Origin of the sequence: Acinetobacter sp. YH01005 (genome assembly GCF_013420465.1) — a bacterium.
Classification (GTDB): Bacteria; Pseudomonadota; Gammaproteobacteria; order Pseudomonadales; family Moraxellaceae; genus Acinetobacter; species Acinetobacter amyesii.
In genome coordinates this window covers 145,645-160,020 of record NZ_VOYA01000003.1, presented here as the reverse complement: position 1 = coordinate 160,020, position 14,376 = coordinate 145,645, and the positions used below count along the sequence as shown (strand labels likewise).

General features: G+C 41.7%; 9 protein-coding genes. 4 read left to right on the top strand and 5 right to left on the bottom strand.

The genetic code is table 11. The features are described 5' to 3' along the window. Positions 1 to 29: 29 nt before the first annotated feature. The 4 genes from FTT72_RS02310 to FTT72_RS02295 form a co-directional block, all read right to left on the bottom strand. Complete coding sequence (locus FTT72_RS02310; protein WP_180177788.1) at positions 30 to 857, bottom strand: hypothetical protein; 828 nt, start codon at positions 855 to 857, stop codon at positions 30 to 32. Positions 858 to 963: 106 nt separating this feature from the next. Continuing rightward, positions 964 to 2,556: a peptide chain release factor 3 gene (locus tag FTT72_RS02305; RefSeq protein ID WP_078189646.1), complete on the bottom strand. Its 1,593-nt coding sequence runs from the start codon at positions 2,554 to 2,556 to the stop codon at positions 964 to 966. 240 nt (positions 2,557 to 2,796) lie between these two features. After that, the gene (locus tag FTT72_RS02300) at positions 2,797 to 4,863 is read right to left on the bottom strand and encodes an EAL domain-containing protein (RefSeq protein ID WP_180177787.1); all 2,067 of its coding nucleotides are present in this window, start codon (positions 4,861 to 4,863) and stop codon (positions 2,797 to 2,799) included. A gap of 436 nt (positions 4,864 to 5,299) precedes the next feature. Continuing rightward, a complete protein-coding gene (locus FTT72_RS02295; RefSeq protein ID WP_180177786.1) occupies positions 5,300 to 7,510 on the bottom strand; it encodes a carboxy terminal-processing peptidase in 2,211 nt (736 codons plus the stop codon). A 200-nt stretch (positions 7,511 to 7,710) separates the two neighbouring features. Here FTT72_RS02295 and nagZ point away from each other — a divergent pair, with 200 nt between their 5' ends. Together nagZ and FTT72_RS02285 are read left to right on the top strand one after the other, a co-directional pair. Beyond that, positions 7,711 to 8,733 (top strand): beta-N-acetylhexosaminidase, encoded by a 1,023-nt coding sequence (gene nagZ, locus FTT72_RS02290; protein WP_180088981.1) that lies wholly within the window; start codon positions 7,711 to 7,713, stop codon positions 8,731 to 8,733. A 130-nt stretch (positions 8,734 to 8,863) separates the two neighbouring features. Then, positions 8,864 to 9,733, top strand: a complete 870-nt coding sequence (locus FTT72_RS02285) for a class I SAM-dependent methyltransferase (protein ID WP_180113537.1) — start codon at positions 8,864 to 8,866, stop codon at positions 9,731 to 9,733. A gap of 26 nt (positions 9,734 to 9,759) precedes the next feature. Here FTT72_RS02285 and FTT72_RS02280 read toward each other — a convergent pair whose 3' ends face one another. Continuing rightward, on the bottom strand, positions 9,760 to 11,088 hold the full coding sequence (locus FTT72_RS02280) for an alpha/beta fold hydrolase (RefSeq protein WP_180026007.1): 1,329 nt from the start codon (positions 11,086 to 11,088) through the stop codon (positions 9,760 to 9,762). Positions 11,089 to 11,391: 303 nt separating this feature from the next. Here FTT72_RS02280 and FTT72_RS02275 point away from each other — a divergent pair, with 303 nt between their 5' ends. After that, the gene (locus FTT72_RS02275; RefSeq protein ID WP_078189652.1) at positions 11,392 to 12,657 is read left to right on the top strand and encodes a glutamate-5-semialdehyde dehydrogenase; all 1,266 of its coding nucleotides are present in this window, start codon (positions 11,392 to 11,394) and stop codon (positions 12,655 to 12,657) included. Positions 12,658 to 13,150: 493 nt separating this feature from the next. Then, positions 13,151 to 14,368 (top strand): acetate/propionate family kinase, encoded by a 1,218-nt coding sequence (locus tag FTT72_RS02270; RefSeq protein WP_078189653.1) that lies wholly within the window; start codon positions 13,151 to 13,153, stop codon positions 14,366 to 14,368. Positions 14,369 to 14,376: the final 8 nt, after the last annotated feature.

The following is a 14,376-nucleotide window of genomic DNA, read 5'->3' as shown; positions in this document are numbered from 1 at the left end:
TATCTCATCAAATTAAATACTTTCGTTGTTTAGAACATATGCTGATACACATCAGCTTTCAAGACTTGTTGTGTTTGCGCTTTGCTGAGATAAATATCCAGTTGTGTACTATCTTTGATAATTTCATCTGTACGGTAATGCAAACCGACACCTTCTTGATCAAAGAACCAATCTGCTTGGCCCCAATAGAGTTTTTTCGGTGCCGATTTTTTGACATCCACATCTTGTTCATCTAACCATTTGCCATAGGCTTGCTGCACAATGGCATCCATATTTTGCTGCTGCTTTGCATCAATAATATCTAAGGGTTTGAGATTTTTTTTCGCACGACGGTCTGCCACAAAAAAATAATAGCGCTCTTTGACCGTGATATTTTCCTGTTTGGTATCGACACCGATTTGCAGCAGCACATATTGATTCCGTTGATATGGAACTCGTGTGTACATCGCCAATTCATAGGCTTTATTGGTTTTAAACTCTGCTTGCCAAGCATCTGATTTTTTCACATACGCATCGACAGCTTGTTGGAGATTCATATTTTGCTTTAATGCAATCTGATCTTGTACGACGCTGGCCTGATTCTTTTCAATCCAACCATTCAACCACGTATCTACGGTCTGAATGGCTTGTATCTCTAAATCGATACAACTTTTATTTTCACAAAACGGTTTGGCAATTTTTGCGGCTTGCTCTTGGATATTTAAATAGGGCAAAACATCTGGATTGATCACGACCGCTTCAGAAGCGCCATCATCGGCCGGCTTTGTCGCTTTGTTTTCTTTTCCTGAATCACATGCACTGAGCAGCAAAACACTCCCCAAAACTCCAAAAACTGTAGCATCCTTGAATTTTTTCATGATGTCCTAAACGACCAAATGATTGCGTAATGTATGGATTTAAAAACTCTACCACAAAATAAAACAGCTTCACGAAGAAGCTGTTTTATTTCTGTAAAAGAACAACTTAGTGTTCACGTGTATTACGGAACACGATATCCGGATAACGTTCTTGCATTAACTGTAAATTCACACGACTTGGTGCAAGATAAGTTAAATGACCACCGCCATCGACAGACAATTGGTCATGTGCTTTTTTCTTAAATTCGTTGAATTTTTTCTCGTCATCACAAGATACCCAACGTACGGTATTGATACTTACAGGCTCGTAAATACAATCAACTTTGTATTCTTCTTTCAGACGATATGCCACCACTTCAAACTGAAGCACACCCACAGCACCCACAATTAAGTCGTTACTGTTTTGCGGCATAAAGACCTGAGTCGCACCTTCTTCTGAAAGTTCTTTTAAGCCTTTTTGTAGCTGTTTTGACTTCAATGGATCTTTTAAACGAACGCGACGGAACATTTCAGGGGCGAAGTGAGGAATACCAGTAAAGTGTAAATCTTCACCCGAAGTGAAGGTATCACCAATTTGAATCGTACCATGGTTATGCAAACCGATAATGTCACCCGGCCATGCTTCTTCAAGGTGCTGACGGTCACCAGCAAGGAACGTTAAGGCATCACTAATACGCACATCTTTACCTAGACGCACATGTTTCATTTTTAAGCCTTTTTCATACTTACCCGAACAGATACGCATGAATGCAATGCGGTCACGGTGTTTTGGATCCATATTGGCTTGAATTTTAAAGACGAAACCAGTGAAGCCTTCTTCAGTCGCTTCAACTTTACGGTCTTGAGTTGGATGTGCTTTAGGTTCAGGCGCATATTGACTAAATGCATCCAAAACGTGGTCCACACCAAAGTTACCGAGTGCCGTACCAAACAAGACTGGCGTTTGACGGCCTGCCAAAAATTCATCACGGTCTAAAGGCTCATTGGCCATTTGAACCAACTCCAATGATTCTTCAAATGCGGCCCAAGCGAGATCGCCGACTTTTTCACGCAAATCTGCATAGTCATAGCCATCACGAACTTCAATATCCGTAATGGTTGAACCGAAACCCGCCTTATAAACGTAGAATTTTTCTTCGAGTAGGTTAAATACACCCGCAAAGTCACGACCTGTGCCCAGTGGCCAAGTAATCGGAACACATTTAATTTTTAAAACGTTTTCGATTTCATCTAGCAGTTCTAATGGCTCACGAATTTCACGGTCCATTTTGTTGACGAATGAAATAATCGGCGTGTCGCGCATACGACACACTTCCATCAATTTGATCGTACGATCTTCGACACCTTTTGCACCATCAATCACCATAAGCGCAGAGTCAACAGCAGTTAATGTACGGTAAGTATCTTCAGAAAAGTCTTCATGCCCTGGGGTGTCGAGCAAGTTAATCATCTTGTCTTTAAACGGGAACTGCATAACAGAGGTGGTGATCGAAATCCCACGTTCTTTTTCCATTTCCATCCAGTCAGACGTTGCCGCACGATCAGATTTACGGCTTTTTACCATACCTGCAACCTGAATCGCCTGTCCCCATAACAACAGTTTTTCTGTCATTGTGGTTTTACCGGCATCGGGGTGGGAAATAATAGCGAAAGTACGTCGCTGAGCGACCTGTGTCGCTAATTCTTCTTTAAAACTCATGAAAGACACCTACTGCAAAACTCGCAGTGCAAAAGATCAGATCTGATCAATATGGAAAATTGGCGATATTGTATCAGATTGACCATTAAAAATAATCAACCACATCGGGTTGAGTCAAAATCTTAGCGTGGCGTGTCTTGATGTTTTACATTGGATGACGACCTGTTTTTATCGACGATATAAAGCATTTCTCTGTCTTTTTTTCTCACTCATTGGCAATGCGATCAGACTACGAGGACTTTATTCAACTTTCATTTTCATGCGTTCTTCAAGCTGTGCCACTGGCATCGGCATTCCTAACAAATAGCCCTGCAACTGTTGGCAACCTAAACGTTTTAAAATTTCTGCTTGTTGTTCTGTCTCTACACCTTCTGCAGTGACCGTTAAACCCAGTCGAATTGCCAAGTGAATAATACTTTCTAAAATAATTTCTTCTTTAGAACCGACGCTCAAATTACGGATAAACTCACGGTCAATTTTCAGCTCATCTACAGGCAGTTCTTTTAAATACAAGAAACTTGAATGTCCCGTCCCAAAGTCATCAATCGCAACTTTAATTCCCATCTTTCTCAAATGTTCAAAAGTCAAGATACTGGCATCGATATGATGCATCGCTGTTGACTCGGTAATTTCAATAATTAAATGTGACGGGTTGATTTCATACCGTGCAAAAAGCGACTCTAAAGTACTAAATAAGTGTTTATGTTCAAACTGAATCGCTGATAAATTGACCGCAATAGGATACAACGGCATATTCAGCTTTTCCCAGTGCTGAATTTGCTTACAGGCTTCTTCAAGCGCCCAATAGCCCATGGCAATAATCAGTCCAGTTTTTTCTGCACCATTGATAAACTTATTTGGCGTCAACATACCTAGAGTTGGATGATTCCAACGAATTAAGGCCTCTACTCCACAAATTTCACGATCAGCGGCATTAAATTTTGGCTGATAAAATAAGATAAACTGTTGTTCTTCTACCGCTTTATACAAATCATTGATCAGTTTCGTCTGACTTTTTTCTTCAAATTGGTCGGCGGTATAATTAAAAAATGAATAGGTATTACGCCCTTGATACTTTGAACTCAGCATTGCGGTGTCTGCATTGATCAGTAGGTCTTGTAAGTTCGCACCATGTTCAGGGTACATCGCAATACCAATACTGCCTGAAATGTTAATTTCCTTACCTGCAATCAAAAAGCTTTCTTGCATCAATTCCAATATTTTTTCAGACATTGCTGTGGCAGAATCATTGTTTGCCGACTCAAGTACAATCAGAAACTCATCCCCACCGATTCGTAGCAATTTGGCTTTATCATTAATTAAACGGTGAATACGCGTAGCAATTTGAATCAGTAGTTGATCACCCACATGGTGTCCAAACACATCATTGACCGCTTTAAAACGGTCGATATCAATATAAATAAAAGCAATTTTATCTTGTCTTAAGCGATGCTCTGTAAATAGAAAATGTGCATATTCAGCCAAAAATAGTCGATTAGGTAAACGGGTCAAATTATCCTGTACAGCTTGATTGGCTAGTTCTCGATTTGCGCGCATCAACTGCAAACTGCGATGTTCTAAACGTTGCTCAAGTACTGCAACGCTAAAGGCCGCCATCAACAATAAACTGGTGACAAATAAGACAATAAATAGCAATAAATTATGGTTAATTTGAGCTGCAACCAATACATCCATCGAGTTTAGCGGTACAAAATCAACAGCTGCCATACCAATATAATGCATAGCGACAATGCTAAAAGTCAGCATGACCGCAACAAAGGCATTCATGATGTTACGTTTTGGCGAGTATTTATTTTTAAACGTTAGCCAAAATGCCAAACACGAGCCACAGATCGCAACTAAAATTGAACAGATAACAATTAAAGGTTCGTATCGTTGCTCATAACCCTGAACGTCTAAACTCAGCATCCCCGTGTAATGCATTCCGGAAATGCCAAGGCCCATTAATACGGAGCCTAAAATTAAACGAGGAAATGGTAGCGTCAGTCGTGTGGTTAACCACACGGCAAAAGTGGACGCGACAAAGGCGATAAAATAGGAAGTTAGGGTCAGACTGGTATCAAAACTATAATTTGAAGGCAAATGGCTGGCCATCATGCCTACAAAATGCATGCACCAAATCGCAGCACCTAAAATTGCACCGCTGAATAATAAAATGACATTTTCATATCTTGGTCGTGTTCCACGGAACAACATTTGTTCGAGTGAAACAGCTAAGTAACAACTTAATAATGCAACTACGATTGAACCAACGACCAGATTGTAATCATAATGAATATGGGTCATATCAAGCGTTCCGCTTAGGTTATCGTGGCACTTTCTTTAACCGAATTACCCAATCTATCTCTTCCCTTTAACTTGTTACATTTTCAATTACTTACTTATTTTCTCTTAGAATCTATTAGTCTACGGTAATGGTCAAGTCTTTCTTTCAAGATTTTAAGCAACTGATTATTTTAAAAAAATAAAGCTTGATGAAGTTCACTAAAACTTAAACTTTTGATAAAAATTGCATCAGGTGTCTATTATTTTAGAACAGTTTCTAATCATAATAAAATGAATAAGTTAGAATCATTTATAGATTGCTTTCTAGATTTAAATCGAACACCGCCCTACTCACAAAAAAATAGCGAGCCGTAGCTCGCTATTTCTCAATGGATAAATTCATCTTTTCTGTCAAAAACTCAAGCAATCATCTCAATGTTATTTATGGATGAATTACTTACTTTTTGGCTGCTGTTGTTGGTGTTGTACCTTGTAATTTTGCATAGTCCATTAGCACGTTTGCTGCTTCCGTCACAATGACTTCTTCTTCAGGCAGTGCTGGACGTTGGTTTGCCTTCATTTTTGCACGTGCCTCCACCAATGCATCCATAGACGCTTGGTAGCTTTCCCAGTTGGCATAAGGTTTTTGACCCACCACTTTACGACGCTGATTTTCAGCATCCAAAGACTTTTGCTCTAGTGCCAACAGCTCGGCTTTACGCTTCGCTAAGTCTAGTACCACACGCTTTTGCTCTTCCGTCTTTTTCGCAATCGCAGTACGTTGCTCTAAATATTTAAATTGCGGATCAATGCTGACACGTTGCTGAGATGACTTAATCAAATCGGGAACATAGGCTTGGATCGAGCCTTCACGTTTAAACGGTGCTGTAGGAATGGTATCCCACTGTAAAGCATTTTTCGCTTTACGCTCACCAAACTCTTCATTGTAAATATCGACCAGCTTAATATCAGGTACGACCCCTTTATTTTGGGTACTACCGCCAGTCACGCGGTAGAATTTACGTTGCGTTAAGGTTGCTTGACCATAGGCTAAAGAGTCAAGTTGTACCTGTGCAGTGCCTTTACCCGTTGTGGTACTACCAATCACCACACCACGCTCATAGTCTTGAATCGCAGCAGAATAAATTTCACTCGCAGATGCCGAAGCCAAGTTAATCAATACCGCCAATGGACCTGCATAAGTTTGCGCGCCCCCATCATCATCTTCAAACACGCTGACATTGCCATTACCATCACGGATTTGCACCACTGGACCTGATTTAATCACTTGTCCAAGCATACGCGCCACTTCTTCAAGTGAGCCACCAGGGTTGTTACGCAAGTCAATGATGATGCCTTCAACATTTTGCGCATCTAATGTTTTTAAGGCTTTATTGGTATCTTCTGACACAGAGCGGTAATCTGTACCTGCACGACGGGCACGATAGTTCAAGTAAAACGATGGAATTTCAATCACACCAAACTTATGTTTTTTGCCATCACGTTCAATTTCAACGGTACGTGAACGCACGCCTGCATCTTCTTCTTGAATTACATCACGTACAATTGTGACATTTCGCGCTTGATTCATGGACGCACCAGCACCCAATAAACGTAAAGTCACTTTGGTGCCACGTTTACCACGAATCAGTCCGACAATTTCATTGCTCGGCCAACCGATCACATCCACCATTTTGTCGCCATCTTGGGCAACACCAACGATACGATCGCCTGACTTGACTTGTCCTGATTTGCTGGCTGGACCTCCTTCTACAATCGTTTCAATTTTGGTGTAGTCTTCGTTGCCACGTTCAGGACGAATCGACACCCCAATCCCTTCCAATTGCAGCGTGGTTTGACGGTTCAATTCCATCGCATCTATAGGTGGAAAGTAATTACTGTGCGGATCATACGTCAGCATCATGGCATTCAGAGTTTTATCAAGCACATCATCGCTTTTTAAACGACTAATCCGCTCTAACTGACGTGTATAACGCTTGGTTAAAGTCTGTTCAGGTGTTAAATCTTCAGGACCAGTTAAATCTTGACCATTTGCCAAAGCAGGATCATCTTTCAACGCTTTCTGTTTGGCTTTCTCTTCTTCTTTGCTGATGGTTAAATTGATCAGCTGAGAGACCAACATTTTATTCCAATGCGCACGCTGTTCTTCTGTCGATTTAAAGAATGGCGCTTTTTCACGATCGGTTTCGATGTAGTTATTCGGTTGATTTAAATTCTGTGGCTTTTTCAGCTCTTCCAACATATAGGTGTAGAACTGTTTTAAGCGCTCACGATATTGCGCATGAATCGCATACGGCCCTGTTAAATTGCCCGCTTTGAGATTTGCACCAAAAGTTGAACCATAACGTTTTTTATAATTTTCAATATCCGATGCCAAGAACAACGTATGTTCAGCGTCTAAACTATCAATATAAAAATCTAAAATACGGTTAGAGGTATTGGCATCTAAACGCTGATTTAAATAGTGTTGACGGTCTACCAATGTTGCAAGCTGACGTGAGACCAAGGCTTGCTCTTGTGTGGGCTGAATGGTACCCGCGCTCACTGCTTCTGTATTATTGGCAGCAATTGCGTCATTCACCACATGAGTGAAAAAGAATCCACCTGTCGCAATCGCAACGGCACAAGCTAATGTTTGAAGTTTCATAAATAATTTGTACTTCCTTGGTATTAAGACCAATATTACCGTGTTGGTTTTCGACCTGAATTGAATAGATTCAAAATCTTAAACAACTTAATATGTTTATGTCGTGTAGTTTTATCATATTCTCTGCTGACAAAGTGTAGCAAATCATTGCAGAATTCAGGTATTGTTTTTCCTTAAAAATTCCAACACGGACACCGAATATGATTGGCGCATTAATGCTCGACATTGCTGGCACAGAACTTACCCAAGAAGATATTGAACTATTACAAGCACCACAAGTTGGCGGCATGATTTTATTTGGTCGTAACATTGAATCTCCTGAACAAGTTCGTGCCCTGACCGACCATATGCGTCAAATTCGTCCTGATATTTTAATTGCGGTCGATCAGGAAGGTGGTCGTGTACAACGCTTAAAGCAAGGCTTCACACTCCTACCAGCTATGGGTAAGTTTGGAGAAATTTACTTAACTGAACCTGAAAAAGCTGTTGAACTGGCTGAACAATGTGGCTGGTTGATGGCAGCCGAAGTCCTTGCGGTCGGCATCGATTTCAGTTTTGCACCGGTGCTTGATTTAAATGATGTCAGTGATGTGATTGGTGACCGTGGTTTTGCCAAAAATATGCAAGACATTATTCCATTGGCAAGTGCTTTCTTAAAAGGTATGAAACGTGCGGGGATGGCATCTACAGGTAAGCATTTCCCAGGCCATGGATCGGTGAAAGCAGACTCACATGTTGCTGCTGCCATTGACCATCGTAGTTATGAAGAAATCTATCAAAAAGACATGCAAAGCTTTATTCAACTGCAACCACAGCTTGATGCCTTAATGCCTGCGCATGTGATTTATGAAAATATTGATCCTAACCCTGCTGGTTTTTCACCGTATTGGATTCAGAAAGTCTTACGTCAAGAGCTCCAATTTGATGGCGTTTTATTCTCCGATGATTTAAGCATGCAAGCAGCTTGTGTCGCTGGCGGCGCAGATGCTCGTATCCAAGCAGCATTAAATGCAGGTTGTGATATGGGCCTCGTATGTAATAACCGTGAATCTGCATGCATTGCGCTTGATGGAATTCAAAACTTGGCTCTTCCAAATCAGGAACGCTTAGAACGTATGCGCGGAAAAATCCCACAAATTGAGATTGGACAAAGCATTGAACTCGGAGCGGACTGGCAAAATGTGCGTAACCGCATTGTGGATTTTAAAAATCAATATTGCTAATCCAAGACTTTCAAAATTCTAGAAAATGGAGCACGACAAGGTGCTCCTTTTTGATTTATGATGAAGTCAAAATAAGTGCTTCGGTGCTATACAAAAATTGCCAATAAAAACAACATTAGGTCAGGACGACATGACACAAAGTTTATCGGAACATCGACACATTTCCTTTACTGCACATTACACCGGCTATATTTGGTACAGCATGGGGATTTCACATCCCGTTTTTGCTACGCGTAAAGGCAAATTTTTAGCACGTTTAGTCCACCCATTAGAAAGCTGGGCAGAAAAGAATGTGGGCGGTAGCATGCGCTCGACGCTCAAACAGCGCCATGCCATGATCGATCAGCATTTAGATCAACTCATTGCCCAACACCCTCAGCTACAAGTCCTCGAAATTGCCTGTGGCCTTTCCCCGCGTGGTTGGAATTTTCGCACCAAGCATCCTGAAATTAACTATCGTGAACTCGACTTGCCGGATATGGCAAAAATCAAAACACAGGCACTCAAACAGATTGACCCGCATGCCCCCGAGGTCTTAACTGGCGACATTTTCACACAAGATTTTGAACGTATTTTTCAGAGTTTCAACCCTGAACGTCCTTTGGTGGTGATTAGTGAAGGGCTAATTAATTATTTTGATCAAACGCTACTGAATAAGTTATTGCAAGGGATCACCGAATATGGCGCCTCATTTCAGGAATTACATTATCTGACCGACATCTATCCTGAACCCGTCAAGAACCGTTTAGCACGTTTTATTTGGGCCAGTAGTAAATTACTCAAAGTCATGTCTCGCAGCGCTTTTACTTTTCATTTTCAATCCCCTGCTGAATTACAGCAGTTTTTCAGTCATACAGGATTTGAAGAAGTAGACGTCGTTCAGCCGGCCTTATACTTTCCACAACAGCAACAAGAACAAGTGATTCCTTTCCACGATGCAGAGCAGCACTGTGGCGATTTGGTTTGGATGGTCCATGCCAAAACAAAAAAACAGCGCTAACGCGCTGTTTTTTATATGTTCATGTTTTAACTTACGGCTTCTAATAACAACACATCTTCTTTTTGGCGTTGTACAAAGCGCAATAAACGCTCCGCCAACTCAAAACTACCATGCTTAAACAAAGCACGAACCTGCGTATCTACAACGTCAAAGATGAGACATTCAATTTTAAACTCACCTTCTTCATCTTCTAGATGTAATGCCAAATCCCGAGGATATGCGTGCATGGAGTCCAACATTTCAGCCTGTACATTCAGCAACACGCCGAAATAATTTAAATCCGTAATTTGAGTTTCAACCACGAGGTCTGAATGGCGATGAGATAAATGCGTGAATGGCTGTTGTACACTTACACGCGCTTCGCCACGGCGTTCAATATTTTGCATTTGCTCTCGGCTCATTGGAATGATCCCATCCAACTGCTGAATAGACTCACCGCGTAGATAAGTTGCAAACAAATTCATGGTTTCCTTACGGCGTTGCAACTGCGGTAAATGATCCGCATTGGCAATCATGGCAAATTGCATATTCGGACATTGCAAGGCAAAGCCCGCATTTTCATGTGGCAAAGTAAAACTGTCGTACTGCCCGCAAGACACCAATACATCACACTGTGGAATCGGCACGTCTTGCAAACGCAGCAAACGGTTACAGTTAATGTCATAACGCTCTTGTTCGGTATTGGTGAATTCAGCCATTTGTCTAAAGAACAAACGCTTTGCTGTCGGTGACATCCGCGTCACATCCAGTTTGGCATGATTAACCAAATACAAAATCACCGCTTGACCAAATTCATCCATGCGCTGTTCTTTCATCAAATGCAAGGATTCTTCAAGCAACATGCGCCAGCTCTTGCGCGTTTTTTGCATTACGCCCATCAATATCATGCGGTCAATCAATTCAGGACGTTGATCCGCCAGTCCTGCAGCCACCACTGAACCGAGCGACATCCCCATCACGGATACTTTTTCTAGCCCGACGATATCCAACCAAACGCCTAACATCTGTGCCAGATCACCCAACTCTAAAGTCCCTGCCGACACCGAAGTATCGACATTGGTAATTTGCTGGTTTGAGCCCATGGAGGGTAAATCAATTAAAATAATTGGGCCTGCCGCAAATAATTGTTCGACACAATATTTGTAGGAATTAAAGTTTTGAAATGCCCCACCAATAATAACAATCGGGGTGCGATGAATGGTTTCAGGTTGTGCAATGGCCATATATTCGACCTTCCAGCCATCAATCCATGTCGTTCTGGCAGGCTGTTTAAAGCTTTGCTTGTCATACAGATCGAAAAAACTGTAATGCGTACTTTCCTGTACGGTGGGATCCATTTGGATAATGGAATTCATATTCCTTTCCTCCATTCCTGCCTTATTTTTATTGTCAGGAATTCATTTAGAGACTCTGCTCGACTTAGCGTCCTGCTCTTTAATCGTTATTTGTACGACTTCAATGTCGCTATTGTTTCATTCTATACAGAGGTTCATTTTACAAGCAACTGATATCCCCGCCGCTTATCTACTTTTGTTCTAAAAACAATTTCAAAATGTTAATTCTGGTCAGCATGTACAGTCGAATATGCACTTAAGTGCTTCATTGTTCAGTCACAGGCTGTTAATATCGAGTTGAAATTTCTAAGTGATCAAACCGCTATGCAAGAGTCTATTGAACAATACATGCAAACGGTAGGACAGCAAGCACGCACAGCATCACGTGTGCTCGCAGGGGCTTCTACCCAGACTAAAAATAATGCCTTATCAGCAATTTATACTGCTTTACAAAACAGTGAAACTGCAATTTTGGCAGCTAACCAAGTGGATATGACCAAAGCGCATAACAACAACTTGGATAGTGCTCTACTTGATCGCTTAGAACTTACCCCCACACGCTTTAAAGGCATGCTTCAAGGTCTAAAAGATGTAATCGCACTCACTGACCCGATTGGCGAAATTACCGATATGGCCTTTCGTCCGACAGGTATTCAGCTGGGCAAAATGCGCGTGCCGCTAGGTGTTGTCGGCATGATTTATGAATCTCGCCCGAATGTAACGCTTGAAGCCGCATCTTTAGCGCTTAAATCAGGTAACGCGATTATTTTACGTGGTGGTTCTGAAGCTTTGGAATCTAACCAAGCAATTGCGGCAGCGATTCAACATGGCTTAACTGCTGCAGGTGTACCTGAGCATGCCGTTCAAGTGCTTAATACCCCAGACCGTGCTGCGGTTGGCCAATTAATTACTATGCCTGAATATGTCGATGTGATCGTACCTCGTGGTGGCAAAGGCTTAATCGAACGTATCACCAATGAAGCACGTGTGCCTGTTATCAAACATCTTGATGGTAACTGCCATGTTTTTGTGGAAGCTCAGGCTGATTTGCAAAAAGCATTACCTATTGCGCTTAATGCCAAAACACACCGTTATGGCGTATGTAATGCCATGGAAACCTTGCTCGTCGATGAAAATGTCGCTGAAGAGTTTTTACCACGCATTGCTGAACTTTATGCTGAGAAAAAAGTTGAACTTCGTGGCTGTGCTGAAACCCAGCGCATTTTGGGTGAATCGATTGTTCCTGCAACTGAAGAAGATTGGTACACCGAATACTTAGGCCCGATTTTGGCAGTGAAAGTCGTTACTGGCCTAGATGAAGCGATCGAGCACATCAACAAATATGGCTCACACCATACCGACTCGATCATTACCGAAAACTTTAGTCTGGCTCGTCAGTTCTTGGCGCGTGTAGATTCGAGTTCAGTGATGATCAATGCCTCAACGCGTTTTGCGGATGGGTTTGAATATGGTCTTGGTGCTGAGATTGGTATTTCAACCGATAAAATCCATGCACGCGGACCAGTCGGTCTAGAAGGTCTAACTTCTCAAAAATGGATTGTGTTTGGTGATGGTCAAATTCGCCAATAACACCCAATAAGACAATGAAAGCTGTGCTTTTCTGATTAAAGGCACAGCTTTTTTTATTGCGATTTAAAAAACTAGACCCAGGGTTCACATATTGAAATATAATCCTGCAAACACACAGGATTTAGAATCGAAAACAGATTTTTTGACAATTAAATGCTTAAGAAGAATAAGAAAAGTTCAATTTACCTGCTTTTTTGCAACAATTTTAGGATTACAGCGCAGCAACCGCATGTTATGTTCTATGTATATCTCTTAAATCGTATAAATTTTGAGGATTATTTTATTAATAAATGAAAACTATGAACTGATAAATTTTAATTATTATTGTGCTCAGGGTCGATAGTGCTTAAGTCTAATCTCCTAAAGTCTATCTAGGACGATAAAAAAACCCATGATAAAACATCATCAAAGATCTAAATTGCATCAATCAATACAACTGCAATCAGATCAACATTATGGATAAGTATTTCAATTAGAATTCGGGTATTTAAACGTGTCTACATCAGTATTAGTAATTAACTGCGGATCTTCTTCTATCAAATATGCGTTAGTTTCTGAGCGCCGTGAAGATCGTATTTTTGGTCTGGCCGAGAACCTAGGTTCTGCTGATGCACGTATTAAAGGGGTCACTACGGGTGGTGCTGCGCTTGAGCTGTCTATTCCACATGCTGACCATGAAAAAGCCCTCGAAACTATTTTAGAGCGTTTGGCTCACCATAATCCTCAAGCGATTGGTCACCGCGTGGTACACGGCGGTACATTAACCAAAGCTGAGCTATTAACACCAGAAATTATTGAACGTATTCGTGAAGCTACACCGCTTGCGCCATTGCATAACCCTGCTCACTTGGTGGGTATCGAAGCAACCATGCGTTTGTTCCCTGAACTTCCGCAAGTAGCCGTATTCGATACAGCATTCCACCAAACCATGCCGTCTCATGCATACCGCTATGCATTACCAAAATTCTTGTACACACAGCATAACGTACGTCGTTATGGCTTCCACGGTACTAGCCATGCCTACGTATCTGAGCGTGGCTCAATGTTGGCAGGCAGCTTTAAACAAGGTGGCTGGTTAACTGCTCACTTAGGCAATGGTAGCTCGACTTGTGCGATTTGGAATGGTCAATCTGTAGATACGTCAATGGGTCTAACACCACTTGAAGGTGTGGTGATGGGCACACGTAGTGGTGATGTTGACCCAAGTATTCACAGCTTCCTTGCGAGCAACTTAGGTTGGGATATCTACAAAATCGACAAAATGCTGAACAGCCAATCAGGCCTACTCGGTTTGTCTGATCTATCAAATGACATGCGTACATTGATCGAAGCATCAGAACAAGGTAACGAAGATGCCGCGCTTGCCATTGAAGTATTCTGCTACCGTTTAGCAAAATCTTTAGCAGGTCTCAGCTGTGGTCTACCACGTATTGACGGTTTATTCTTTACCGGTGGTATTGGTGAAAACTCTGCCTACATTCGTGAAAAAACGGTTTCATACTTACCACACTTTGGTTTCAACCTGAGTAAAGAATTAAATGACAACTTAAAACGCGGTACGGAAGGTCGTATTGACCACGGTACTGGCCCACAAATTTGGGTTGTTCCTACCGATGAAGAAGGCCGTATTGCCAAAGAAACTGAGCATGTTGTAGACGAGGTGACAGCGTCTGCTACAAAAAAGCCTGATGCTGAAGCTGCGATTGCATAAGCAATCGC